At 61.0% G+C, this 25,365-nt stretch carries 27 protein-coding genes; 8 read left to right on the forward strand and 19 right to left on the reverse strand.

Annotated elements, in window-relative coordinates; genetic code table 11:
* Window positions 1-6 precede the first annotated feature (6 nt).
* The gene (locus tag WN982_RS34575) at window positions 7-1,257 is read left to right on the forward strand and encodes an MFS transporter (RefSeq protein WP_341316498.1); all 1,251 of its coding nucleotides are present in this window, start codon (window positions 7-9) and stop codon (window positions 1,255-1,257) included.
* A gap of 43 nt (window positions 1,258-1,300) precedes the next feature.
* Here the strand turns inward: WN982_RS34575 and WN982_RS34580 are convergent, their stop codons facing one another.
* The 3 genes from WN982_RS34580 to WN982_RS34590 all read right to left on the reverse strand — a co-directional run bounded on the left by WN982_RS34580 (window position 1,301) and on the right by WN982_RS34590 (window position 3,819).
* Window positions 1,301-2,446 carry a porin gene (locus WN982_RS34580; RefSeq protein ID WP_341316499.1) on the reverse strand — a complete coding sequence of 382 codons (1,146 nt, stop codon included), beginning with the start codon at window positions 2,444-2,446 and terminating at the stop codon, window positions 1,301-1,303.
* A 117-nt stretch (window positions 2,447-2,563) separates the two neighbouring features.
* The gene (locus WN982_RS34585) at window positions 2,564-3,532 is read right to left on the reverse strand and encodes a LysR family transcriptional regulator (RefSeq protein ID WP_341316500.1); all 969 of its coding nucleotides are present in this window, start codon (window positions 3,530-3,532) and stop codon (window positions 2,564-2,566) included.
* Window positions 3,532-3,819 (reverse strand): DUF4148 domain-containing protein, encoded by a 288-nt coding sequence (locus tag WN982_RS34590; protein WP_341316501.1) that lies wholly within the window; start codon window positions 3,817-3,819, stop codon window positions 3,532-3,534. The genes WN982_RS34585 and WN982_RS34590 overlap by 1 nt, the downstream gene beginning before the upstream one ends.
* Before the next feature lie 331 nt (window positions 3,820-4,150).
* Between WN982_RS34590 and WN982_RS34595 the strand changes: the two genes are divergently transcribed.
* Complete coding sequence (locus tag WN982_RS34595) at window positions 4,151-6,124, forward strand: APC family permease (protein ID WP_341316502.1); 1,974 nt, start codon at window positions 4,151-4,153, stop codon at window positions 6,122-6,124.
* A gap of 21 nt (window positions 6,125-6,145) precedes the next feature.
* On the opposite strand, the gene WN982_RS34600 is transcribed toward WN982_RS34595, so the two are convergent.
* From WN982_RS34600 to WN982_RS34640, 9 genes are all read right to left on the reverse strand, one after another.
* The gene (locus tag WN982_RS34600) at window positions 6,146-6,562 is read right to left on the reverse strand and encodes a universal stress protein (protein WP_341316503.1); all 417 of its coding nucleotides are present in this window, start codon (window positions 6,560-6,562) and stop codon (window positions 6,146-6,148) included.
* 235 nt (window positions 6,563-6,797) lie between these two features.
* Window positions 6,798-7,190 (reverse strand): hypothetical protein, encoded by a 393-nt coding sequence (locus WN982_RS34605; protein WP_341316504.1) that lies wholly within the window; start codon window positions 7,188-7,190, stop codon window positions 6,798-6,800.
* A gap of 49 nt (window positions 7,191-7,239) precedes the next feature.
* Window positions 7,240-7,455: a hypothetical protein gene (locus tag WN982_RS34610; RefSeq protein ID WP_341316505.1), complete on the reverse strand. Its 216-nt coding sequence runs from the start codon at window positions 7,453-7,455 to the stop codon at window positions 7,240-7,242.
* 116 nt (window positions 7,456-7,571) lie between these two features.
* Window positions 7,572-8,270 carry a response regulator gene (locus tag WN982_RS34615; RefSeq protein ID WP_341316506.1) on the reverse strand — a complete coding sequence of 233 codons (699 nt, stop codon included), beginning with the start codon at window positions 8,268-8,270 and terminating at the stop codon, window positions 7,572-7,574.
* A 124-nt stretch (window positions 8,271-8,394) separates the two neighbouring features.
* Entirely contained in the window at window positions 8,395-8,976 is a 582-nt protein-coding gene (gene kdpC / locus WN982_RS34620) for a potassium-transporting ATPase subunit KdpC (protein ID WP_341316507.1), read from the reverse strand.
* Between the two features lie 18 nt (window positions 8,977-8,994).
* Window positions 8,995-11,058 carry a potassium-transporting ATPase subunit KdpB gene (gene kdpB, locus WN982_RS34625; protein ID WP_341319516.1) on the reverse strand — a complete coding sequence of 688 codons (2,064 nt, stop codon included), beginning with the start codon at window positions 11,056-11,058 and terminating at the stop codon, window positions 8,995-8,997.
* Window positions 11,059-11,143: 85 nt separating this feature from the next.
* A complete protein-coding gene (gene kdpA / locus WN982_RS34630) occupies window positions 11,144-12,952 on the reverse strand; it encodes a potassium-transporting ATPase subunit KdpA (protein WP_341316508.1) in 1,809 nt (602 codons plus the stop codon).
* Window positions 12,949-13,044: a K(+)-transporting ATPase subunit F gene (gene kdpF, locus WN982_RS34635; RefSeq protein WP_028193906.1), complete on the reverse strand. Its 96-nt coding sequence runs from the start codon at window positions 13,042-13,044 to the stop codon at window positions 12,949-12,951. Before kdpF ends, kdpA begins: the two co-directional genes overlap by 4 nt.
* A complete protein-coding gene (locus WN982_RS34640) occupies window positions 13,041-13,145 on the reverse strand; it encodes a potassium ABC transporter ATPase (RefSeq protein ID WP_341316509.1) in 105 nt (34 codons plus the stop codon). Before WN982_RS34640 ends, kdpF begins: the two co-directional genes overlap by 4 nt.
* Before the next feature lie 270 nt (window positions 13,146-13,415).
* Between WN982_RS34640 and WN982_RS34645 the strand changes: the two genes are divergently transcribed.
* Together WN982_RS34645 and WN982_RS34650 are read left to right on the forward strand one after the other, a co-directional pair.
* Window positions 13,416-14,060: a DUF1326 domain-containing protein gene (locus WN982_RS34645; protein ID WP_341316510.1), complete on the forward strand. Its 645-nt coding sequence runs from the start codon at window positions 13,416-13,418 to the stop codon at window positions 14,058-14,060.
* Window positions 14,057-14,848, forward strand: a complete 792-nt coding sequence (locus tag WN982_RS34650) for a DUF2182 domain-containing protein (RefSeq protein WP_341316511.1) — start codon at window positions 14,057-14,059, stop codon at window positions 14,846-14,848. Before WN982_RS34645 ends, WN982_RS34650 begins: the two co-directional genes overlap by 4 nt.
* 496 nt (window positions 14,849-15,344) lie before the next feature.
* Here WN982_RS34650 and WN982_RS34655 read toward each other — a convergent pair whose 3' ends face one another.
* The 3 genes from WN982_RS34655 to WN982_RS34665 form a co-directional block, all read right to left on the reverse strand.
* Entirely contained in the window at window positions 15,345-16,118 is a 774-nt protein-coding gene (locus WN982_RS34655; RefSeq protein ID WP_341316512.1) for an SRPBCC domain-containing protein, read from the reverse strand.
* Window positions 16,115-16,408 carry a metalloregulator ArsR/SmtB family transcription factor gene (locus WN982_RS34660; RefSeq protein WP_341316513.1) on the reverse strand — a complete coding sequence of 98 codons (294 nt, stop codon included), beginning with the start codon at window positions 16,406-16,408 and terminating at the stop codon, window positions 16,115-16,117. Before WN982_RS34660 ends, WN982_RS34655 begins: the two co-directional genes overlap by 4 nt.
* A gap of 140 nt (window positions 16,409-16,548) precedes the next feature.
* Window positions 16,549-17,520, reverse strand: coding sequence for a LysR family transcriptional regulator (locus WN982_RS34665; RefSeq protein WP_341316514.1), 972 nt, complete (start codon window positions 17,518-17,520; stop codon window positions 16,549-16,551).
* A gap of 103 nt (window positions 17,521-17,623) precedes the next feature.
* Between WN982_RS34665 and WN982_RS34670 the strand changes: the two genes are divergently transcribed.
* From WN982_RS34670 to WN982_RS34685, 4 genes are read left to right on the forward strand one after another with little or no spacing between them, the layout of a single operon-like run.
* A complete protein-coding gene (locus WN982_RS34670; RefSeq protein ID WP_341316515.1) occupies window positions 17,624-19,111 on the forward strand; it encodes an aldehyde dehydrogenase family protein in 1,488 nt (495 codons plus the stop codon).
* 10 nt (window positions 19,112-19,121) lie between these two features.
* Window positions 19,122-19,802, forward strand: coding sequence for an NAD(P)-binding domain-containing protein (locus WN982_RS34675; RefSeq protein ID WP_341316516.1), 681 nt, complete (start codon window positions 19,122-19,124; stop codon window positions 19,800-19,802).
* Window positions 19,803-19,844: 42 nt separating this feature from the next.
* Window positions 19,845-20,492: an NAD(P)-binding domain-containing protein gene (locus WN982_RS34680; protein WP_341316517.1), complete on the forward strand. Its 648-nt coding sequence runs from the start codon at window positions 19,845-19,847 to the stop codon at window positions 20,490-20,492.
* A gap of 8 nt (window positions 20,493-20,500) precedes the next feature.
* Window positions 20,501-20,917, forward strand: coding sequence for an ester cyclase (locus tag WN982_RS34685; RefSeq protein ID WP_341316518.1), 417 nt, complete (start codon window positions 20,501-20,503; stop codon window positions 20,915-20,917).
* Between the two features lie 315 nt (window positions 20,918-21,232).
* Here the strand turns inward: WN982_RS34685 and WN982_RS34690 are convergent, their stop codons facing one another.
* From WN982_RS34690 to WN982_RS34705, 4 genes are all read right to left on the reverse strand, one after another.
* Window positions 21,233-22,171, reverse strand: coding sequence for a LysR family transcriptional regulator (locus tag WN982_RS34690; protein WP_341316519.1), 939 nt, complete (start codon window positions 22,169-22,171; stop codon window positions 21,233-21,235).
* Window positions 22,172-22,274: 103 nt separating this feature from the next.
* Window positions 22,275-23,462: an acetyl-CoA C-acyltransferase gene (locus WN982_RS34695; protein WP_341316520.1), complete on the reverse strand. Its 1,188-nt coding sequence runs from the start codon at window positions 23,460-23,462 to the stop codon at window positions 22,275-22,277.
* A gap of 29 nt (window positions 23,463-23,491) precedes the next feature.
* Window positions 23,492-24,256, reverse strand: coding sequence for an SDR family NAD(P)-dependent oxidoreductase (locus WN982_RS34700; protein WP_341316521.1), 765 nt, complete (start codon window positions 24,254-24,256; stop codon window positions 23,492-23,494).
* Between the two features lie 88 nt (window positions 24,257-24,344).
* Window positions 24,345-25,070 (reverse strand): nitroreductase, encoded by a 726-nt coding sequence (locus WN982_RS34705; protein WP_341316522.1) that lies wholly within the window; start codon window positions 25,068-25,070, stop codon window positions 24,345-24,347.
* Window positions 25,071-25,365 lie beyond the last annotated feature (295 nt).

A 25,365-nucleotide genomic window follows, 5' to 3' on the forward strand; every position in this document is an offset into this window, starting at 1 on the left:
CGAGTCATGCAACAACAGAGCGTCGATATGGCGGAAGCGGTGATCAAGGCAGCCGGGTCCATACCGCGCGAGGTGGCGGAGAAAATCGAACACGGCACGCCCGCATTCCGGCGCACCAATTTCTCCCTGTTTGCCGCCGGCTTCGCGACCTTCGCCCTGCTCTACTGCGTGCAGCCGCTGATGCCGCTGTTCTCCGCGGATTTCGGCGTGAGCGCCGCGGGTGCCAGCCTGGCCCTGTCGTTGACGACCGGGTTTCTGGCGGTTTCGATGCTGGCCGCGGGCGTGCTGTCGGAAGCGTGGGGCCGAAAGCCGATCATGGTGGTTTCGCTGCTGCTCTCGGGTGTTCTCACGGTCGTCTGCGCGGTGTTGCCGCATTGGCCGACGCTGCTGGCCGTCCGCGCGCTAATGGGCGTGGCGCTTAGCGGATTGCCGGCGGTTGCGATGGCTTATGTCGGCGAAGAAATGCACCCGCGTTCGCTGGGTCTGGCGATGGGGCTGTACGTCGGCGGTACGGGTTTTGGCGGAATGGCAGGCCGTCTGCTGACCGGTGTGATCACCGATATCTGGGGCTGGCGAGCCGCAGTGATGGTAATCGGCGTCCTCGGCGTACTGTGCGCCGCGATCCTCTGGCGCTACCTGCCGGCATCGCGTCACTTCACGCGGCGCGCGCTTCGCTTCGCGCCGCTGTCACGGGCATTCAGCACCCACTTGCGCGACGGCATCCTGCCGCTGCTGTTCGTGGAGGGCTTCCTGCTGATGGGCGCCTTCGTGACGGTGTACAACTATGTCGGCTACCGGTTGATCGCGCCGCCTTTCTCGCTTAGCCAGACAAAAATTGGCCTGATCTTCGCGGTCTATCTGTGCGGCATCGTCAGCTCGGCGTGGATGGGCAGCCTGTCGGGATGGCTTGGCCGCCGCGCCGTGCTGCCGGTCACATTTGCGCTGATGCTGGCCGGAACGCTGATCACGCTGTCCGGCGAGCTCTGGTTGATTGTCGTCGGCGTTGCCGTGCTGACCATCGGATTCTTCGGCACGCATTCGGTCGCGAGTGCGTGGGTCGGCGCCCGCGCGCAGACGGGCAAGGCACAGGCGTCGTCGCTCTATCTGTTTGCCTACTACCTGGGATCGAGCGTGGTCGGCTCACTCGGCGGCGTGTTCTGGAACCTGTGCGGCTGGCATGGGGTGATCGCCATGACGAGCGCGCTGCTGCTGGCGGCAATTGCCATTGCGCTGCGGCTGCGCGCACGGTCGGCGTGAGGCTCGTCGAAACCGGCACCCGCGCCCGACCACCCCAATAGCCTTAGAACTGGTGTCGAATACCCACGCGCGCGATGACCTGATTCGCCGTCGATGACGGGGCATCCGCACCCGTGATAAACGCGGTGTTAAGCGGCGCAGCGGAAGCGGTTCCTCCCGCGAGGTGTTGATACATGCCCTGCACATACACGTCGGTGCGCAACGACAGGTTGTAGTCCGCCATCAGGCCGACTTGATGCCACTTCGGCTTGGAATCGCCGGCCGCGCTATTGAAGTGACCTAGCGTGTAGTTGTACATCGCGCCGACATAGGCGTTCTTCGCAAACTGGTACTTCGCATTCAACTCGAAATTGTCGAACTTCAAGCTGCTCGCGGTATTCGCGAAGTTGCCGACATACACGGATCCCGTTGCGTTGTTGAGTGTCGTGTGGCTGTACACAAAGCCGAGCACTGTCGAGCCGATCGTATAGTTGATGCCTGCTCCCCAGACCTGCTGACGGCCAGCGAAGAAGTCCGTATCGTCGGCTGCGAGCGAACCGCCGGCGTTTCCACCAGGATTGTTGATCTGCATATACGCCGCGGCAACCGAAACGGAACCGCCCACGTATTGCGCGCCGAGGCTATACGAGCGGTTATTCGCAAAGCCGCCGGCCTGATTGCTGAAACCGTAAAGGCCACCGAACGAAAATCCGCCGTAGGTGTTGCTCGTGTACTTGACGCTGTTGTTCAGGCGAAACGAATTGTCGGTGTTGTCGTTGTCATACGGATGCGACATCAGATAACCCGCCCAATTGCCGTTCGCGGTGAGCGGCGCGAGAAAGTCGACGACAGAATCGTATTGGCGCCCCATCGTCAATGTTCCGAATTGCGCCGAACTGAGGCCGACATAAGCCTGCCGGCCAAACATCCGCGAACCTTGCCCAAGCGCGCCCGAATTGACGTCGAAGCCGTTCTCCAACTGAAAGACCGCCTTGGTTCCGCCGCCCAGATCTTCGGTGCCTTTCAGGCCCCACCGGCTGCCTTGTGCAAAGCCGCTTTCCATCTGCACAGCGGAATGGCCTTTGGTGTTGTTCGTGTAGTTCAGACCTTCGTCGATCAGGCCATACAGTGTGACGCTGCTTTGTGCCATAGCCGCCATCGGAGCAATAGCACAACCGAGCGCTGCACCCGTAATGAGAAGTCGCTTCATGAATGTAGCTTCCTAAATGTGTGTAAGTACCGCACCGGAATCTCCATCGCGCGATGGCGCAAATGACAGATTGTCCGGTGACAGGTGTTCGCACTTTAGGACCTACAAAAAACGGCTCTACAGCAACTCAGTATTGCCAAAATGGTGTTGTATCCGTCCCACGGGCGCCAGGATCTTCCCCTTGTCTTCCGCCGCCCTTTGGCGGTAGCGTTCGACCACGAAGTCGACAAAACTTCTGAGCGCCAGCGCCATGTGCGGCTGTCCGGAGTAAAGAACCCATACGGTGCGCTCATCGCCGCACAATTCGACATGCGTCAGCAGCGGTCGCAATGTACCGTCCGACAACTCGCTTTGAATGAGCGACGTTGACAGACGCGCTATGCCGAGGCCCGCCAGCACCGCGCGCTTCACCAGAAGCGGCCTCTGCATGTTCAGGATAGGCCGCACGACCACGCGTTGCGTGCCGTGCATGTCGCGGAACTCCCAGTAACGGCTAGGGGCGTCCGAGGCCACGAGTACATCATGCGAAGCGAGCTCCGCCGGTGTGCCCGGCGGGCGCCGGCGCGACAGGTATGCCGGGCTCGCGACAATCACATCCCGTGTGTGCGCGAGCGGACGGCAGACCAGCGAGGAGTCGCGCAAGCGGCGCTCGGCGCTGAAGCAAAGATCGAAGTCCGTCGCGGTGACATCTGCCATGTTGTCGAATACCGTCAACTCGAACTGCATGCGCGGCTCTTGCAGCCGGTAAGCCGCCAGCACCTCCGGCAAATCGGTCGTGGCATAAGACGACGACGACGCGATACGTAGCAATCCTCCCGGTTGGCTTGCGGTCGTTGCCACGCACTCGTCCATCGCGGCAAGCTGCCTTAGCAATTCCGCGCAATGCTCCCAGTACTGTTGGCCCGCCGGCGTAAGCGACACACGACGCGTGGTCCGGTTAATCAGGCGAACACTGAGATGTTGCTCAAGCACCGCGATGCTACGCGTGGCGACCGAGCTCGATATGCCGAGCTGTTTGGCCGCCTCCGCGAAGTTCAAACACTCGGCGATCTTGGCGAATATACGAATTGCCGCGAGCTGGTTCATCAGTCCGCAGCGGAACTGTCGGAAGTCCGCGGCGCGCTCGCCACGGCTGAAGTTGTGCCACCGCTCTCCTGGTGCCGGATAGCGTAGAGTTCCCGGTTGCGCGCGACGGTCTGGGCGCTTGGCGGATAGTCGTTTTTGGGTGCGGGAACCAACCCGTCCGCTTCAGCCTCGATGAGCTGCGCGTGAACATCGGCGCGTGTGAGACCGGATGTCGAGGTTTGCGCGAACGCATTGGCACCGAACGGCAGACTGAGTGCTGCAAGGGCGACGGCGGTAAGCAATTTCATGGTGCTTCTCCTGAGAATCGTGACGAAACGCTCTTGTTACGATTCCCATTGTTGTAGAGGCACCTTGACCCGACTCTTACCCCGGGATTACGTTTTTGTTATCTTGGCAACGCGCTGACGCCAGGCGTTTTCGTGGAAAGACACTTCCTTTCAGAATGTCGGCTTCGCGAGCCTCGGGTATCGCCCACTGGCCGACAGCGCCAAACTGGCTTACATTTTCCTCGATCAGATGTCGCTAACCGCGGGAATGTTCGCTAAGTGTCATTAGCCCGGCGCTCGGTCGCCGGCACATGCAGTCACGCTCGCATGCCTGTTCTGACCGGGAGGGGACATGGCCACCTTCGAGAGCATTTGGCGTCTGATTTTCGGTAAGCCTCTGGATCCGCTCGATCCCCGGACACGTCACGCGATCGCTGTGACGCCACTATTGGCGTGGGTGGGTCTCGGCGCCGACGGACTGTCATCGTCATGCTACGGACCAGAGGAAGCCTTTCTGGCGCTCGGTCAGCACACTCAACTTGCCCTGTTTCTTGCGCTAGCCACCGCAGCGACGGTCTTCATTATCGCAATCGGATATAACCAGGTCATCCAGCTGTTTCCCACCGGCGGCGGCGGATACCGGGTTGCCAGCGCTTTACTGGGCCCGCACCCTGGGCTGGTTTCAGGCGCCGCCCTGCTCGTCGACTATGTCCTGACCATTGCGACGTCGCTCGCGAGCGGCGTCGATGCGTTTTTCAGCCTGCTGCCGGTGAGCGCACAGGCGTTCAAGCTCGCGACCGAATTGACGCTCATCGTTCTAATGACGGGCCTCAACTTTCGCGGCATGCGCGAATCGATCATAGTGCTGTTGCCGATTTTCCTAGGCTTTGTAGTGCTGCATCTGGGACTCATCATTTATGGCGTAGCCGTGCACGGCGATCATCTGGCCGCCATCGTTCCAGGCGCTGTCGGGGAGGCGCGCGGCATGTCGCACGCTCTCGGCCCGCTCGTCGTGGCGGCACTGCTGATGCGCGCGTTCTCGCTGGGCGGCGGCACCTACACCGGCCTCGAAGCGGTATCGAACAATGTCAACATGCTGGCCGAGCCGCGGGTGCCGAACGGCAAGGTGACCATGTTCTATATGGCCACTTCGCTGGCATTCACGGCCGGCGGCATCATCCTGTTGTACATGCTCTGGCATGCGCAAGCTGTGGAAGGTCAGACGCTCAATGCGGTGGTATTCGGCAGCGTCATCGATCACCTTGGGCTCGGCTCATCGTTCGCACGGCATGCGCTGCTTGCCGCCGTGCTGGCATTCGAGGCGGGCCTGCTTCTCGTCGGCGCGCAAACCGGCTTCCTCGACGGGCCTGCCGTGTTGTCGAACATGGCGTCCGATTCGTGGGTGCCGCGCCATTTCCGCGACCTGTCTACGCGTCTCGTACGGCAGAACGGCATTGTCGTGATGGGCATCGCGAGCCTCGTTATCCTGCTTTGGACGCACGGCGACGTTTCGGTCCTGGTGGTGCTGTACAGCATCAACGTCTTCCTGACGTTCAGCCTCTCTCTATTCGGCTTGTGCGTCTACTGGTGGCGCCACCGCCGCGACGGCGATCACTGGCTGAGACACTTCGCGCTTTCCGCGCTCGGGCTATCGGTTACGAGTACCGTGCTGGTCATTACGCTGATCGAGAAATTCACTGAGGGCGGCTGGCTGACGGTACTGGTGACGAGCGCGGTCGTGGCACTGTGCCTTCTCATCAAACGGCATTACAGCACAACGCGCGCGCAGCTCGCGAAGGAAGATGCACTGTTTGCCGGCACGCCTCCAGAGGCAGGCGATGTGCCGGTCGCAGACAAGCCGGACCCATCGCTGCCGACGGCCATCCTGCTCGTGGGAAAGCACCGCGGCGCAAGCATGCACGCGCTGCTGTGGGTGAACCGGCTGTTTCCGGATCACTTCAAAAACATGATATTTCTTGCTGTCGGCGAAGTGGATGCACAAAGCTATGAAGGCACCGAGCACCTGGAGCGTTTGCGGCGAACGATATCGTCATCACTCGACTATTACGTGGCGCATTGCCGCCGGCATGGAATCACCGCGGAATACCGAATAGCTTTCGGTACGCATCCGGTTGGCGAGTTCATGAAACTGGCCGATTCAACGATGGACGATTATCCGAACAGCGTTTGCTTCGCCAGCAAGTTGATCTTCAAACAGGTCAATTTTCTGACCGCGTGGCTGCACAATCAAACGCCGGTCGAGATACAGACTCGTCTGCATTTACAAGGGCGGCAGATGGTACTGCTGCCGATGAACGTCGGATAAGGATCCCGAACCCGAACCGTCCTAGTGAACCATCGTCACCGGTGTGATCGTCCGCCGCGATAGGCCGGCAAACATCGCCAGTCTTCGAAAGAATCCCATATGACTGGCGTCGATCACCATCACGTCCGGCTGGGTCTTCGCAGCGTAGGCGGCCACTGCCTTTGTGCTGTGTCCGAATACCCGCTTCCATTTGTACGGGACGCCGGCTTCTTCGAGAATCGCGCGCGCGTCGATCAGCGCGCTTAGCATGGCCTGCTTTTCATGGCGTACCAGCGAACTGCGAGTGTGAAAGGCTGCCGCGCGCCCTTGATCGATAGGCTCGAGCACTTCCAGCAATTCGACCTCGGTCACGCAACGCTCCAGAAACATGAACGCTGCAAAGCGCGCGGCCTGCACCGCGCCGCCGCGGTCGAGGACAGGAATCAGCATCCGTAACATCGAGAGCTCCTATCCGGTGCGCCAAACGAATACGATGCTTTCATTCTAATCTCCCTGCTGTGAATGCGCAGCCGCAACAACTCGTTGAACGACTGTTGCATGCCGCGTTTGTACCGTCCTTCATCTACCTTGAGGGTAGCCAAAGCCGCGTTAACGTGGCGTAAAATTTGCGGCGAAAAGTAGCTGCATGTCATCGAACGGCGACGGCAAATCCGGTGGCGACGAAACCGTACCGCTACGCGCGGATCGCCGCGGGATTCAGTTCGATATGCAAAATCACGAGCCACCGCTTCGGACAGTCGTCGGCGATCTGCAGGTCCTGACTCTTGTCGCCGGGCACCTTCACAAAACCCTTTTCACGCGCGACGCCAAACGCGCGCCGTGCATCGGACTGAAGCCAAAGCGTCAGCAATCCGCACGTTACGCAGCTAAAAATCCAGATCGTTTGGCGAGGAAGCGCTGTATCAAGCTGCTGCGCGACGTACGTAAAAATAGTCGTGAGAACCTGGTTCATCACGAAGGCGATGGCAACGACTTTGCACATCCCTCTGAACATCATGGCTTGCCTGGAGGCTGTCATCGGGCTGTTTGACTGATCTGGGGGTGTCACCGGCGCTCGCATCGCCATGCAAGCGCATGAGCCCGACGCGAATCGATCGGTAAAGCATGTCCACGGTTCAAAGCCCGAGCATGCGGCGAGCCTCGGCTTCGGCCAACTCCAGCGCCTGGGCGGAACTTCGCATCGGGCGGCCGCAGCCACGTCCGGTGACCCGCTGAATCTGTTTGTTGTTCCGTGTCGTCGTCACGCGCAGCGCACCTTTGAACATGTTGCCCGGCGCCGGGAAAACGCAAGCCTCCACGGTCACGTCTCCCTTCGTTTGTTTGAATGCCATACAACCTCCAGCAAAAACGCAGTTTTTTGCGACGGAACGCCAGCCTCAAAATATACGGATCATCCGGTAAAGGCCGCGAAACGATTTGCCAAGCCGTTATAAAAATTCTGTGAATATCACCGCACGCCGACCAGCCGGTAACCCACGCCCGATTCAGTGATGATGTGCTCCGGGCGCGCCGGATCGCGCTCGAGCTTGTGGCGCAGATGTCCCATGTAGATCCGCAGGTAATGGTGGTTGTCTGTTTGGGCGGGGCCCCATACCTCGCCAAGCAGTTGCTGATGAGTCAATACCCGTCCCGGATTGCGCACTAGCGCCGTGAGAAGGCGATATTCGATCGGGCTGAGATGAACGATGCGGCTGTCGCGTACGACCTTCCGTTCGCCAAGGTCGACTGTGACGAGGCCAAACTGAACCTGAGGCGCACCGACCCGGCCGCCGGAGGCTTCCCGGCGCAAATGCGCGCGAATCCGCGCGGTCAGCTCGGGCAGCCCGAACGGTTTTGTCAGGTAATCGTCGGCGCCGGCGTCGAGCGCCGCGACCTTGTCATCCTCGCTGCTTCGCGCCGATAGCACGATCACCGGTATGGCGGACCAGCTTCGCAACTCGCGGATCACGTCGATGCCGTCCATGTCCGGCAAGCTGAGATCGACGATCACGAGGTCCGGCAGCCGCGTTGCGGCATGAGCGAGGCCCTGCGCGCCTGTCTGCGCCTCGAAAACCGTCATGCCGCCCGCTTCGAGATGCGCGCGAAGGAACCGGCGTATGTATTTATCATCGTCGATCACAACAACTGTAACTGTAGGATCGCTCATGAATTTGTCACGTTGACTGCCCCGACCGCTGCAACAACTTTCGCCAAAACGCGCTCTCCATCGATTACGGGACAAACACGCGCTCCTTGCACGCGTCTGCGAAAAAACGACCGCTCAGCCGGGGTCAATGCATCGGCTTGAGATCGTCCAATGCGAGGTTAAGCTTCAGCACGTTCACGCGCGCCTCGCCGAAAATACCGAACTGCCGCCCTGACGTATTGCTGGCGACAAGGTTGGCGACCTGATCGGCCATCAGGCCGCGCGCTTGCGCGACGCGGGCGATCTGATAAGCGGCGGCAGCCGGGCTGATCTCGGGGTCGAGCCCACTACCTGAGGACGTCACCAGGTCCACCGGCACCGGTTTCGACATGTCGGTACCGGCTGCTTTCAACGCGTCGATGCGGCCTTTGATTTCGTCAGCCAGCGCCGGGTTGGTCGGGCCGAGGTTCGAACCGCCCGAATTCTGCGGGTTATACGGCATCGGGCTGGTCGCCGACAGCCGCCCCCAGAAATAGTACGGTGCGTCGAAGTGCTGGCCGATCAGCGCAGAGCCGACCGGCTTGCCGTTCTTCTCGATCAGACTGCCGCCTGCCTGCCGCGCGAATGCGGCATGGCCGATTGCAGTCACGACAACTGGATAGATCACCCCGGTTATCACGGTCATCAGGACGAACAGCACGAGTACGGGACGAATCAGCGTTTTCATGATGTTTACTCAGTCTGGTCAAACCCAGCCAAAGACGTTTAGAACCATGTCGATCAGCTTGATGAACGGGAATGGCAGCAGGATCCCGCCCAGCCCGTAGACCAGCAGATTGCGGCGTAGCAGCGACGCCGCACCGAGGGGCCGATACTTCACACCTTTAAGCGCGAGCGGGATCAGCGCGACGATGATCAGCGCATTGAAAATCACCGCCGACAGAATCGCCGACGACGGCGAACTCAGGTGCATCACATCGAGCACACGCAGTTGCGGATAGGTGGTCGCGAACGCGGCCGGGATGATCGCGAAGTACTTGGCGACGTCGTTGGCGATCGAGAACGTCGTGAGCGAGCCGCGCGTCATCAGCATCTGCTTGCCGATCTCGACGATCTCGATCAGCTTGGTCGGATTCGAATCGAGGTCGACCATGTTGCCGGCTTCCTTCGCTGCCTGCGTGCCGGTGTTCATCGCTACCGCGACGTCGGCCTGCGCGAGCGCCGGGGCGTCGTTGGTGCCGTCGCCGGTCATCGCGACCAGCCGCCCTTCGGCCTGATGGGCGCGGATCGTCGTCAGCTTCGCCTCCGGCGTGACTTCGGCAAGGAAGTCGTCGACACCTGCTTCAGCGGCAATCGCCGCGGCGGTCAGACGGTTGTCGCCGGTCACCATGATGGTTTTGATGCCCATCTTGCGCAGTTCGGCGAAGCGTTCCTTGATGCCACCCTTGACGATATCTTTCAGCTCGATCACGCCGAGCACGCGTGCGCCGCTTCCGCCCACGCCCTGTTCCGCGACCACGAGCGGCGTGCTGCCGCGGCGCGCGATGTCCGCGACCGCGGTCGTCGATTCCGTGGGGAAATGGCCGCCGTGCGCCTCGACGTAGTGTTTGATCGAATCGGCTGCACCCTTGCGAATCTGACGGTCGGGCAAATCGACACCGCTCATGCGCGACTGCGCACTAAACGAAAGGAACGTGGCGTGCAGCGAGTGCAATTCGCGTTCGCGGATATTGAAGCGTTGCTTGGCGAGCACAACGATGCTGCGGCCCTCGGGCGTTTCGTCAGCCAGAGAAGACAGCTGAGCAGCGTCGGCGAGCTGTTCTTCCGTGACACCTGGAGCCGGCATGAAGGCCGAGGCCTGGCGGTTGCCGAGCGTAATCGTGCCGGTCTTGTCGAGCAACAGCACGTCGACGTCACCCGCGGCTTCCACAGCACGGCCCGAGGTCGCGATCACGTTCGCCTGCATCATCCGGCTCATGCCGGCCACGCCGATTGCCGATAGCAGCCCGCCGATGGTGGTCGGGATCAGACAGACGAGCAGCGCGACGAGTGCCGTGATTGTCACGGCGTGCCCCGTCTTCATCGAGGCGACCGCGAACAGCGAGAAAGGCAGCAAGGTCGCGGTAGCGAAAAGCAGAACGAGCGTCAACGCGACCAGCAGGATCGTCAGCGCGATTTCATTAGGCGTCTTCTGACGCTTCGCGCCTTCGACCATCGCGATCATCCGGTCGAGGAAGGCCTCGCCCGGATTGACGCTGACTCGCACCACGATCCAGTCCGACAGCACCCGCGTGCCGCCCGTTACCGACGAAAAATCGCCGCCCGACTCGCGGATCACCGGCGCGGATTCTCCCGTGATCGCCGACTCGTCAACCGACGCGACACCTTCCACCACTTCGCCGTCCGCCGGAATCACGTCGCCCGTCTCGACCAGTACGACATCGCCTTTGCGCAGATCGGTCGCCGTGGTGATGCGGATCGGCGCCTTCGGATGCGCCTCCTGAAGTTTTTTCGCCATCACATCGCGCTTCGCGCTGCGCAGCGACGCGGCCTGCGCTTTCGAGCGGCCTTCGGCGAGCGCCTCCGCGAAATTGGCAAACAGCACGGTGAACCAGAGCCAGAGCGCGATCGCCAGGATGAAACCAGCGGGCGCCTCAGCCTGTCCGGACAGCGCGGCAATCCAGAGGACCGTCGTCAGGATGCTGCCGATGTAGACGCAGAACATCACCGGATTGCGCAATTGATGACGCGGCGCGAGCTTCCTGAACGAATCGACCAGCGCCGGCCGGGCAATGGCCGGATCGAACATTGAACGCGCCGCGTTGCGTGCCTGACCGATGTTGCCAGGTTGATGAACCGGCTGTTGGATGGGGTTGCTCATGCTGTCCTCACAATCAATGGCTCGCGACCATCGTCAGATGTTCGACAACGGGGCCGAGCGCCAGCGCCGGCACATAGGTCAGCGCGCCGACCAGCACCACCGTGCCGAGCAGCAGCACGACGAATAGCGGGCCATGCGTTGGAAGCGTCCCGGCGGTGGCCGATATGCGCTTCTTCGCCGCCAGCGATCCGGCGATGGCGAGCACCGGCACAATCGAACCGAATCGGCCGAACCACATGGCGATTGCCAGCGTCGAGTTGTAGAACGGCGTATTGACCGACAGGCCGGCAAAAGCGCTACCGTTGTTATTGGCAGCCGAACTATAGGCGTAGAGGATTTCGGAAAATCCGTGCGGCCCGGGATTCGCGATCCCCGCTGTGCCGGCGGCCGTCAACACGCCGATCGACGCGCCGACCAGCACGAGCAGCGGCGTCAGCAGCACGGCGATCGAAACCATCTTCATCTCATACGACTCGATCTTCTTGCCGATGTACTCGGGCGTTCGTCCGATCATCAGGCCGGCGACGAATACGGCGAGCAGTGCGAAGACGAGCATGCCGTAGAGACCGGAGCCGACGCCGCCAAAGATCACTTCGCCAAGCTCGATCAGCAGGAGCGGAATGAAGCCGCCCATCGGCGTCAGCGAATCGTGCGCGTTGTTGACGGCGCCGCAAGACGCGGACGTGGTCGCCACGGTAAAGATGCCGGATTGCGCGATGCCGAAGCGGGTTTCCTTGCCTTCCATGTTGCCGCCTGCCTGCAAGGCCGACGCGGTTTGATCGACATGCAGCGACGTAAATAGCGGATTGCCGCTTTGCTCGGAAGAAATCTCACCCCAACAGCCGATCGCGAATGCGATCGTCATCGCGGCGAGTACCGCATAGCCCTGACGCTGGTCGCCGACCATCCGGCCAAACACGAGACACAACGCTGCCGGGATGACCAGCATCGCAATCATCTGAACGAAGTTCGCGAACGGCGTCGGGTTCTCATAGGGATGCGCGGAATTGGCGTTAAAAAAGCCGCCGCCGTTGGTGCCGAGCATCTTGATGGCTTCCTGCGATGCAGCAGGGCCCATCGATAGGGTCTGCTTGTCGGCCTTGTTGTCCACCATCACCGGGTTGCCTTTTGCGTCCTTGACAGGATTGCCCTGGGCATCGGTCTTCGGCGTCTGATACGTCGTCACCTGTACCGTTGCGACGTCCTTATACGATTCGAAGTTCTGGATCACGCCCTGGCTGATGAATACGAGGGCAATGACAGTCGCGAGCGGCGCGAGGATATACAGCGTGATGCGCGTCAGGTCGACCCAGAAATTGCCGATCGTCGCCGCCGTATGGCGTGCAAAACCGCGAATCAGCGCGACTACGACTGCAATGCCGGTAGCGGCCGAAAAGAAGTTTTGCACGGTAAGCGCGGTCATCTGCGTCAGGTAGCTGACAGTCGATTCCGGCGTGTAGTCTTGCCAGTTCGTGTTGGTCACGAAGCTGACTGCCGTATTGAACGCGGCGTCGGGCGTCATCGGGCCGAAGCCCTGCGGATTAGCCGGCAACCATTGTTGCAAGCGCAAAAATCCATACACCACGAGCACGCCGAAGGTATTGAAGACAAGTACGGCTAGCGCATAGTGCTTCCATGACATTTCAGCGGCCGGGTCCACGCCGGCGAGCTTGTACAGCACGGTCTCGATCGGCCGTCCGATGCGACGAACCACAACCGATGAACCGTCCACCACCGCTGTCATGTAACGGCCGAGCGGAATGGCGAGCGCGATCAGGACGACGATATACAGGCCGGTCTGAAACAGGTTATTGAAGTTCATTCGAGGGCCTCCGCGCGCAGCAACGCATACACGAGGTAGGCGAACAGAATCAGCGTCGAGGCCGCCGCGAGCCACGTCATCCAGGTAGTCATGGCCGGCCCCCTGGGGCACGGCGCAGCTTGTCGCAACCAATCACGAACGCGGCAACAATACCGCCGAACGTTGCGATTGCGATGAGGTAGAGCAGATCCATGGCTTCGTCTCCCACAGCGGACTCCCGCACCATGGAATTTAGGAAAGGCCGCGTAAACGCAGCGTTAAGACTTGGTGGAGTTTTGTAAAAAATGAGGGTGTGGTCCGCGAGATCGCTGGACCGTGTTCGTCATGGCAGCTCCGTCAAAAGATCATATGTGACGCCCATCACAATAACCCGCGCGCCCACTCAACCCAAACTTTGACTTCCCCCCTCGCATACACTAGATTCGAACCACGCTACTCGTCGCGGAGCACAAGGAGAACAACCATGACTCCATGGGAAATCCAAGGCACCGAACTGTTCAACTGCAATTGCTCGTACGGTTGCCCGTGCCAGTTCAGCGCACTGCCGAACAACGGCTTCTGCGAAGCGCTGGGCGCCATCTCGATCAGCAACGGCTACTACGGCGACGTGCGACTCGACGACCTCAACATCGCGGTCGTGTTTCAGTGGCCGGGACCGATCCACGAAGGCAAGGGCAAGTGCCAGCCGATCGTCGACGAACGGGCCAGCCCGGAGCAACGCGAAGCCATTCTGAAAATCATGACGGGGCAGGACACCGAGCCGTTCGCCACGGTGTTCTCCGTATTCGCATCGACGCTCGAGCAGGCATTCGATCCGATCTTTACGAAGATCGACTTCGATGTCGATGTCGATGCCAGACTCGGTCGGATTCATGTCGAGGGTGTATTCGACGTCGTCGGCGAACCGATCCGCAATCCGGTGACGGGCGACGAGCATCGCGTTCGAATCGACTTGCCGCACGGCTTCGAATACGAGCTTGCCGAGATCGGCTCCGGCACCAGCCGCTCGCACGGAAATATCGCACTGGATCTCAAGGGGACTTACGCGCAGTTCGCGCGACTGCACATGAATAACAAAGGACTGATCCGGCATCGCGCTGCCGCATGAGTAGCGTCGAAAACATCCTCGGACGTGAGCGCGTCATCACCGCGCTCGGCATCGTCGCCGTCATCGCGTTGTCGTGGGCCTACTTGTGGACGGGCGCCGAAATCGGCATGTCCGCGTTCGAGATGACGGCCGTCGCGCTGTTCCCGCATCGACTGGCGGACGGCGGCGGGGGAATGGATCCGTCGCTGCCGACCGTGATCCTCATGTGGTGGGTGATGATGATCGCGATGATGACGCCCAGCGCGGCGCCGCTCGTCCTGTTGTATCGACGCGTATTGCGGCACCACGACGCGATCGAGGCCAGGTCGGCCATCCCGTCGTTGTTTCTCCTGGCCGGTTACCTGAGCGCATGGCTGGCATTCTCGATCTGCGCGGCATCGCTGCAGAAGGTGCTGCAACCGACCGGCCTCATTTCGGAAATGATGTTGTGGTCGAAGAGCGCGCCCCTTTCCGCGATCGTTCTGGCCGCGGCGGGCGCCTATCAGTTCTCGCCGCTCAAGCGCGCCTGCCTGACGCAGTGCCGTTCACCAGTGAATTTCCTCACCGCGCACTGGCGCCCTGGCGTCGCAGGCAGTTTCCTGCTCGGAATGCGTCATGGCATTTACTGCGTGGGCTGCTGTTGGCTGCTGATGGCGTTGTTGTTCGTGGGCGGCATCATGAATCTCGTCTGGATAGCCGCGCTGTCGCTAATCGTTTTCGTGGAAAAAATCCTGCCCGGCGGTGAACGTGTCGGCCGCGTGCTGGGCGTCGTGCTGATCGCCTGGGCAGGCGTCACCCTGCTGGTGTGATCGGCTTTTCTCTTCTCACTCGGTCATTCAAATGACCGAACGAAGCCTCACTCAGCTTTTCAACTCTCTCGCTTCGATCATGGAGCAACCCGCACGCTTCGCGGCATGCGGTATTTTTCCGCTATCGCGAGCAACCAACGGTGCCACTGACCTCTCATTCGCCGCCAGAGTCGTGCCGGAGCCCCTTACCGCGCGAGCGGTTTAGTCCATTCGGCCAGAGCTGCCGCTGGCGCGACCATCGGGCAACGGCGGCTATGGTCAGCTTTGCTGACGTCAGACCCGCGACTGGTTCGAACGGTGGCTTTACTCCAGTTGGGAGGACAGCAAGTGACCCAAACCCGTCCTTCGAGTCATCACCCGCAGAGTGGCCGCTCGCGACCATAAAGCGGCCACCCGGTCTACTGCCGGGGCCGGTATCTCGCCGGCACAAGGCACCCATTCTAAATCGCCGATCTCGTTGCTCTTGTTGCCAGTCCACCCACCATGTCGGTTTGCACTAGTACACCGCCGTCATCATCGGAAGTATTTCGTATCGCATACCAATGTCCGCCACCATCGCCGGATCGGCGTCGCGCATCGCTTCGACACTGGCCTCGTCCTTGGCGCGCACGATACCCACACCCCAGACGCCCCTTGGGTCAAGCACCGGCCCGAATGCGACGACAATGCCCTCCTGAAGCTTCCCAGCCCAGTACTTGGCATGTTCGCTCATCGCCGACTTCTCCAGCGCATTTATCGTCTGGGCGAAGTCTGGCCGCGGGGGGATCAGCCGGCACAGGAAATGAGAGAGCTTACCCTCTTCCGATGCGTACGCCGTGAGCCACCCGAACACGCGCTCCCAGCCATGTGCGTGTCCGGCACAGGATTGTGGACGGCCGGCGAATCCTTCGTGCCACAGCGTCAGTCGCGTGCCGCCATCGATCGGACTGAGTTCGTAGGTGAGCGTCGTGGTGTTGCCGCCGTCCCAATCCGCCACCCAGGTCTGCACAAGTCGCGTTGGCGGCGACACTTCCAGGTACTCTCCCCGCACGCTGAAGGAGCGGCCGTCTGCACTCACGCCACCCGCGCGCCATTTGCCGCCTGGTCGAACCTCGGCCTGCCACTCGGTGGTCTGATAAGTATCAGGCGACCCCCACCAACGGGTGACTTCGCTGGAAGTCAAGGCGTCGAAAATCTTCTGCGCGGCAGCCGCGATTTCCACGACGGCCAATATCGTGCCGCGGTTGACATCGGCAACAGCGCGGGCTCTGCTATTGGGCGAAGCGCTCATGATTTCTCCATCAGTTCCTTGAGATTGTCCAAACTGAGCTGCCAGTGCGTTCGGTAGGCGTCAATCCAGCCCGCCACTTGTTGCAGCGGCGCGCCTTGCAGGCGATACACCCGTTCGCGCCCCGCTGGCTCCGCAATGACAAGTTCCGCGTCGCATAACAGCTTCAGGTGCTTCGAGATGGCCGGACGGCTTTGCTCAAAGCCTGCAGCGAGGTCTTTGACCCTCACGGGGCCCTGGCGCAGCCGATCGAGAATCGTACGTCGAGTGGGATCGGCGATCGCGTGAAACACGTCGGCTTTCCCTGCGCTTCGCGGCATCATGTCGAGAGTATTGGTAACCGTATGGTTACCAATATAGGCTCAACAGGTCGGCGCGTCAAATGAAGGCGCGCATGGGTGCACGCATCATAACGACAAGGCCATGCGGCAATTCAGAGGACTCGAACGGTACGCCGCTGAACGAGTTCCCGTGATCGATTGACGATCTCGCTCTGCCGGACTTCCTCGACGACGAACTCGACGAACGCCGCGACGCGCGGCGGTAAGTGCTTCCTCGCTGCGTAGTAGATGCAGATGTCGCTGCGCCGTGACACGAACTTCGTCAGTACGCACTTCAGCTTGCCGGCGGCAATCAGCGCGGCCGCATGATGTGCACCAAGCAGCGCGATGCCGCACCCGCCTAGGGCAAGCTCTGTCAACGCTTCCGTATCGGATACGATGAGGTGCGAGCCTGGCTGGAATACGACTTCCTTGTTCCGCGCCTGCAACTTCCACGTCTGGATTCTTCCCGAACTGGGAGAACGGAACGCGATAAGTTCGTGATGCTCGAGGTCTTCGATCGACTGCGGTTCGCCGTGCTGCTCCAGGTACGCGGGCGCCGCGCACAGAATGAGCGTCAAAGGAGAGAGCGTACGCGCGACCACACTGGAATCCGTATCGTGCAATTGTCCGATCGCGCAGTCATATCCTTCCGAAATCAGGTCCACGTGGCGATTTTCGAATCGCAGGTCGAGAGTGACCTGGGGGTAGCGCTCGCGGAACCGGCTCAACACCGGCAGCAACGCGACGCGGCTGAAGGCGATCGGCAAAGATACCTTCACCGTGCCGCTCAATTGGGTTTCGTCAGACGACAGCGCCGCGATCGCATCTTTGATCTGTTGCGCCGGCTCGTGCACCATCGTGTACAGGCGCCGCCCCTCGTCCGTCACCGACAGGTGACGTGTCGTGCGCTGGAATAGCCGGCACCCGAGCAACGTCTCCAGCATGCCGATCTGTTTGCTCACCGCGCCAGGTGTGACGCCAAGTTGACGGCCGGCCGCCGAGAAATTTGTCGACTCGACGGTTGCGGCGAACGTTTTCAGGGCCCTGAACAGGTCAATCGATCCGCCTGCGTTCGTTTTCATCTTGCACCGTCGCTCACAACTGTTTCACTGCTCCGTAGCATAGACCGGTCGCGAAAGCGCGCCGAGAATCGACGTCACCGTATGAACCAAGAGGAGCGCGACCATGAATCAGGAACCGGTGCGAATGCCGCAGCGCAAACCATTGGCGAGCGGACAGCTTCTGATCGACGGTAAATGGCGTGACGCGTCGGACGGCGCAACCCTACCGACGGTCGATCCCACCACCGAGAAAACCATCACGGAGGTTGCGAAGGCGACCCCCGAGGACGCCGATGCGGCGGTTGCCTCGGCGCGCAGAGCATTCGAAGCGGGCGACTGGTCGCGCCTGCATCACGAAGCTCGCGCAAGAATCCTGTTTCGCGTGGCCGATCTGCTCGACGAGCGGGCGGAAGACTTCGCGCTGCGCGAAGCAATGGATATGGGCATGCCTTATCGCGACTTTCTCGACGTCATCATGCCGCACTGTTCCGGGCTATTCCGCTTTTTCGGCGGGCTTGCCATGCATGCGATGGACGGCGCCTATCGCACGTCCTACGAACCGCATACCCGGATCCTCACGTGTCGCGAGCCGCTCGGCGTGGTGGCCGCGATTACGCCCTTCAATTTTCCGCTGGCGCTCACCTGCTCCAAGGTCGCCCCAGCATTGGCCGCCGGCAACACTATCGTGCACAAGCCGGCCTCCGACACGCCGCTGACGGCGCTGGCCCTCGCCCAGGTGATGCTCGATGCCGGTGTGCCAGACGGCGTATACAACCTCGTCACGGGCCCCGGCGGCACGCTGGGCGACGCGCTGGTGAAACATCCTGCCGTCGACAAGATTGCCTTTACCGGTTCCACGGGCGTGGGGCAGAACATCGTTCGCAACGGCGCGGCAACGCTCAAGCACACGACGATGGAGTTGGGCGGCAAATCGCCGAACATCATCTTCGCCGACGCCGATCTTGATGCAGCGATACAGACGGCGTTCTGGGGCATCTTCTGGAACAAGGGCGAAGTCTGCGTCGCGGGCTCGCGGTTGCTCGTCGAACGGCCGGTCTACGATGAAGTCGTCGAGCAGGTCGCCGCAATGGCCAAGGCCGCGGTGCTGGGTGATCCACTCGACCCGCGTACCCAGGTGGGGCCTCTCGCTTCGAAGGCCGAGTTCGACAAGGTGCGGCAATACGTCGAATCCGGCAAGGCATCGAGCGCGCGCCTTGTCGCTGGCGGCGATGTGCGCAAGATTGATGGCAAGGGCCTCTTCGTCGAACCCACCGTCTTCGCGGACGCGACCAACGAACTGAAAATCAGCCGCGAGGAGATTTTTGGGCCGGTCCTGCCGATCATTCCGTTCGATGGCGACGAAGAAGCCGTGCGCATCGCAAATGACACGCCATACGGCCTCGCTGCGGGCATCCAGACCCGCGATCTGGGCCGAGCGCTGCGTCTCGCGGACCACATCGCGGCCGGCACAGTCTGGATCAACACCTGGCATAAGTACCACCCCAACGGGCCCTTCGGCGGCTACAAGATGTCCGGCTACGGGCGCGAACAAGGTGCGGAGGCGCTCGAAAGCTACACGCAGTACAAGTCCATCTGGGCAAACATTGCGTGAGCTCGAGTTCATGGAAGGAGACCCGATCGTGAACATTGGAATAATCGGAGCAGGTAACGTCGGAACCGGCCTCGCGAAACATCTCATCCCGAACGGCCATGCCGTGATGCTGAGCTTCAGTCTCGACATGGACAAGCTCAATGCGACCGCCGCCGAGCTCGGCGCGCGCGTCGGCACGGTCGCCGAAGCGGTGCAGTTCGCCGACATGGTGGTCCTGGCCACGCCTTGGACTTTCACCTCCGACGCGCTCGGACAGACCGGCAGCGTGCAGGGTAAAAAGATCATGTGGGATTGCACGAACGCGCTCAAACCCGACCTGAGCGGTCTTGCCATCGGGACAACTACATCCGGCGCGGAAGAGATCGCGAAACTCGCGCCGTGGGCGACCGTGGTCAAGGCAATCCCGCCATTCGCGCAGATGCTGCACGCGCCCAGCATGCTCATCGGCGAGCACCGACCAAACGTGTTTGTCTGCAGCGACGACGTCGATGCGCGGGCGGTCATCGCGAGGCTCGTCGACGAGATTGGCGCCCAACCGGTCGACGCGGGGCCGCTTGCCCTTGCGCGTTACGCCGAACCTGCGGCGATGCTGTTGGTGCAGCTCGCCTATCAACAGGGGTTCGGCGCCCGGATCGGGCTGTCGTTGCTGCACGAGCCGCGGCGCAGCGCTTCTGAAGGCTCCCGTTCCTGAGCATGGGCATCGCCGCGGCTGCATGACGTAGAGGAGGTTGAAATGAAAGTGGGCGTATTGGGATCAGGAGTGGTCGGCCGGGCGCTTGGCGCGGGCTTTGTCAAGCACGGCCATGACACGATGCTGGGCACGCGGGATCCGCAAAAGAGCGACGTGCAGGACTGGGTGCGTGACACAGCCGGAGCGCGAGCCGGGACATTCGAGCAGGCTGCGCAGTTTGGCGAACTCATCGTGTTGGCCGTGCTTGGCCGCATCGCCGGGAGCGTGATCGCGCTTGCAGGTGCGGAGAACCTTTCCGGCAAGACTGTCATCGATGCGACCAACCCGCTCGCTGACGAGCCGCCGGTCAGTGGGATCCTGAAATACACGACGGGGCCAAACGAGTCGCTCGGTGAGTGGATTCAGGGACAGCTCCCGCAGGCGCACGTGGTCAAGGCTTTCAATAGCGTCGGCAATGCCTTGATGGTGAATCCGCACTTTTCGCAGGGCACGCCGACCATGTTCCTGTGTGGCAACGATGATAATGCAAAGGCTCGGGTCAGCGCGATCGCACGGCAATTCGGCTGGGAACCCTATGACTGTGGGAGCATCGTTTCAGCGCGGGCGCTCGAGCCCTTATGCATGCTGTGGTGCCTGCCGGGGTTTCTTCGCAACGACTGGAATCACGCGTTCAAGATGCTGACTGAGTAGAGGCCGCTATGGAAGCTTACCGAGCACCGCCCGACGGCGACCCGGGATTCACTCTGGAAGAGATGAAGCAGTTCGTTACGAAACACTTCGACGAATTCGTGAACCGCAAGAATCCGGAGGTCGCACGGGAGAACTTCAGCGCGGATTTCCTCAACCATGACGAACCGTCGGGGCCCCAGGTCGGCGCGGAAGCGGCGATAACCATGATGAAGGCGGCTTATCAAAAATGGCCGGACCTTCACGTCACGATCGAAGACATGCTCGCTGAGCGTGACAAGGTGATGGTGAGAAACACGTGGCGCGCGACCGACGCGGCGACCGGACATAAGATCGAATTCCACGGCTTTGTGCTATGGCGATTTGCGAATCGCAAGATCGTCGAGAGATGGGCCACTCTAACGGCACCACGCAAAGCAGACGACTGAACTCAACGCAAGCGTGCCCCTTCTGCCGGATGGCCCCGCGCTCCCGGGCCGTGTCCGGAGTGTGTCAAGACCGCCCGCATCGCGTGGTCCGGCCGCGCCGGCTCGGCAGATCCCAAGTCGAAGGTCCGCGGTCGACCCTGAACTGCCGTTTAAGATCGCGCCACCGCGATGGCTGCTTCGAAGGTGCAACCGCCATTCGACCAATCAAGCTGGCCGGCGAGCAACCGGTCCCTTTACGGCCACTCGAGCCCCCGCCATATCACTGCTGAATGACCGGTATCCTGAGAGATCGAGGAGAAACATGCGTGAAGTCAATCAACGCTGAGTAAATCTGCGAGCGGCTTCCTGATCAGCCGCCAGTGTGGCCGGCATCGTATCCCTCAGATAGTCCACCCAGGTGCGAATCTTCGCGTCCACGTATTGTCGCGATGGATACATCGCGTACAGACCCATCTCCTGCGACCTGTATTCGGGTAGTACCCAGGCAAGTTCACGGTTGCGCAATCCGCTGATCGCCGAGTAGATCGGAATCAGGCCGATTCCTAGTCCTTCCCGTACTCCAGTGGCAAGAGCCTCCGGTGTGTTGACTTCCAGCAACGCTGGCCGGAATCGAACGGACTCCTTTCCGTTTGGCCCATCGAAGGTCCACACGTTCATTGGAAATTCGGGTGTGTTCAGGTGGATGCACGAATGCGCTTCGAGGTCGTCTGGCGTGTGTGGGACGCCATGGGCCTCGATGTAAGTACGTGATGCGCAAACAATGCTGAATGCACTACCGACTTTCTGTGAAATGAGCTCAGAATCCAATAATGCCAACGCCCCGACAATTGCAACGTCGCAGCCGTCTTCGATGAAATCCGGCGTGCCATTGGCGAGCGTCAGCTGGACTTTCACTTCCGGATATAGCTTTTGATACGCGCCGATCCCCTTGATGAGGTAGTGCTGTCCAAACCCGACGGGAGTGCGGACCCTCAGTTTCCCAAACGGACGTGCATGTGCGTCGCCCGCTTCCGCCTCAGCCTCTTCGATCAGGGCGAGGATCTGCATGCAATGCTCGTAATATCCCTCACCCGCTTCGGTCAGCGCGATGCGTCGTGTGGTCCTGTTGAGCAGTCGGGTTCGAAGATGTCCCTCCAGATCCGAAACGGCGCGTGAGACCTGGTCAGGTGCGATGTCCATGCCGTTCGCCGCCGCAGTGAAGCTCCCGGCTTCGACGACGCGCACAAAGATGCGCATGCTTTGAAGTATGTCCATGCAGAGCTCCAGATGCGAGTCGGAACGGCGAAGCGCGATAAATGACGTTTCGCTACATCCCTTTGCAGGCGCAACAGTGTGCGCCGGCCGACCGGCGCTTACGTTAAATCATCTCGATGGCCATGGCAGTGGCTTCGCCACCGCCGATGCAAAGGCTGGCAATTCCGCGGCGTCCGCCCGTCAATCTGAGGGCCGCAAGCAAGGTGACCAGAATGCGCGCTCCGGAAGCGCCGATCGGGTGACCGAGGGCGCAGGCGCCGCCGTGTATGTTGACCTTGTCGTGATCGAGAGCCATGTCCCGCATGGCGGCCATGACAGCGACCGCAAACGCCTCGTTGATTTCCCACAAATCTACGCTGGACGTCGCCCATCCAATCCTGGACAACAGTTTCTCCATCGCGCCCGCGGGCGCGGTGGTAAACAGTCTCGGCTCTTGAGCGTGGGTGGCGTGCCCGACGATAGCGGCCAGAGGCTTGATCCCAAGTCTGTCGGCGCTTGAACGACGCATCAGCACCAGCGCGGCGGCACCGTCGGAAATCGAACTGGAGTTGGCCGCAGTCACCGTGCCATCGGTCTTGAAAGCGGGTTTCAAGCTACCGATCTTGTCGAGTTTGGCCCTGGACGGTTGCTCGTCGTGCTCCACGAGGACTTCGCCTTTTTTGCTGGAGGTCATCACGGGGGCGACTTCCCATGCGAAGGCCATGGCCCGAATAGCGGTCTGGGCACGGGTGGTGGATTTGATTGCATAGGCATCCTGATCGCCTCGGGAGAAACCGTAAGCCTCGGCGCACTCTTCGGCGAAGGTCCCCATGGGACGGCCATTATCGAAATAAGCATCTTCCAGGCCGTCGAAGGACATATGGTCGAGGATCTGTCCGTGACCCAGGCGGAAGCCGCCGCGCGCCTTCGGGATGAAGTATGGAGCGTTAGTCATGGACTCCATGCCGCCCGCGACAATAACCTCGTTGCTGTTGGCCATGAGTAGATCATGAGCCAGCATGGTGGCTTTCATGCCGGAACCGCACACTTTGTTGACAGTGGAGCAGCCCACCGACAGGGGCAGTCCGGCGGTGATTGCCACCTGGCGCGCCGGGGCCTGGCCGAGGCCGGCAGGCAGCACACATCCCAAGATGAGTTCCTGCACCTTGTCGGCGCTAACGCTGGCTCGCTGGATAGCGGCCTTTACGGCAACGGCGCCGAGCTGCGGCGCTGTGCAGCTGGAGAGATCCCCCTGGAAGCTGCCAATAGGGGTACGGGCGACAGATACGATAACTACGGGATCTTTGGACATGGTTTATTCGCTGAAAAGATGGTTGCGGTTTATTTGGCGGCCATACGGATGGCGCCGTCGAGGCGGATGACCTCGCCGTTCAGGTATTCGTTCAAGAGGATGTGCTCCACCAGAGCGGCGTATTCCGCTGGCTTGCCCATTCTGGCTGGAAACGGCACCGTTTTGCCCAGCGCCTCCTGTACTTCAGCGGGCATGCCGAGCAGCATTGGGGTTTCCATGATGCCTGGCGCAACTGTCATGACCCGGATGCCGTAGCGGGAGAGTTCCCGCGCGAGTGGCAACGTCATTGCGACGACGCCACCTTTGGAAGCGGCGTAGGCTGCCTGCCCCACCTGTCCCTCAAACGCGGCCACCGACGCTGTACAGATGATGACGCCGCGCTCGCCGGAGGTCTCTGGCGGGCAGGCGCTCATCATCTCCGCCGCAATGCGGATCATGTTGAAACTGCCAACCAGGTTGATATTGATCGTTCGAGCGAACGAGTCCAGCTTGTGGGTTCCTTCACGGCCGATGACCTTTTCGGCGGGAGCAACGCCTGCGCAATTGACGAGTCCCCGGAGGACCCCCATTTCCACGGCCGCTGCAAAAGCTGCCCTGGCGCTGTACTCGCTGGCGACGTCTGTGGCAACGAATCGGGCATCCGGTCCTAGCTGTGCGGCGATGGCCTCACCCGCTTCGTGGTTGACGTCCGCCAGGACCACCTTGCCGCCCCGCTCGACGATCAGGTTCGCCGTGGCCGCCCCCAACCCGGAACCGGCCCCGGTCACTACAAATACGTTGTCTCTGATCTGCATGTCCGTTTTCCTTTCATGTGACGCTGCGCTGATGCATTCGGTACGCGGGCCGCTGACTCGCGTCTGGATTCGCTTCCGATGCGCGCCGCTACTCCGAATAGAACGTGGTGAACGAGCCAACCTCCGCTCTTTCCGTAACGAGGCTGTTCTCGATGCGTGAGGCATCCGCAAATCCGAGACTCATGCCGACAACAAACCTCTCACTCGTCTCCAGGCGAAGTTGATCGGCAATGACCTTGTGGTACTTCATAAATGCGGCTTGAGGGCATGTGCTCAAGCCATGGGCACGAGCGGCGATCATGATGTTTTGCAGGAACATGCCGTAGTCGAGCAGGCTTCCCTGCTGCATGACGCGGTCGATCGTGAAAAACAGGCCGACGGGCGCGTCAAAGAATTGATAGTTGCGGCTGTGTTGGCCTTGCATCCGTTGCCTGTCGCCCTTTTCGATTCCAAGCAACCCGTATAGCTTCCAACCCACAGCTCGTTTTCTTTCCAGGTATGGCGATATCCACTCGCGCGGGTAGTAGTCCCACTCGTCCGTGCATGTCTCGTCTAGTGCCGAATCGTCATTAGCCCGCTGGATCGCGGCGCAGATTCGGTCTTTGGCGTGCCCCGTGACGACATGTACGCGCCAGGGCTGGATATTGACGCCCGTGGCCGCGAACCGCGCCACGTCCAGTATCGATTCCACCGTCTGTCGAGGAATCGGCGTGGGCAGAAACGCCCTGATGCTGCGACGCGACAGGATGGCCCATTCGATGGCCTTGCGCAGCACATCGGCATCCATCGCCGGGGGTGTGTCACTTCTCTTCATCTGCCACTCCATCTGTCTCTAATGCCAGCAAACCCGCGCAACTCCGTTGCACGGCAGCATTGCCTGATGAGCAAGATTAGCGGGGCAGAAAAGGACCGGTTGTCTCGAACATGACAATTGACACCGGTAACCCGTCGTCCCCTACGAACCGCAGGAGTGTCTTGTTCGGGACAGTTTCGGGCCAGCGCAACGTTTAGATTCGGTGTAGTACAGCAAGGTTTGAGCGTGCCGATTCAGAGGTCGTACCCTGGCACCGCTTGTACCCGGACAGTTTTCACATCAGACGAGGAGACAT

It is taken from the genome of Paraburkholderia sp. IMGN_8, assembly GCF_038050405.1.
Lineage (GTDB): Bacteria > Pseudomonadota > Gammaproteobacteria > Burkholderiales > Burkholderiaceae > Paraburkholderia.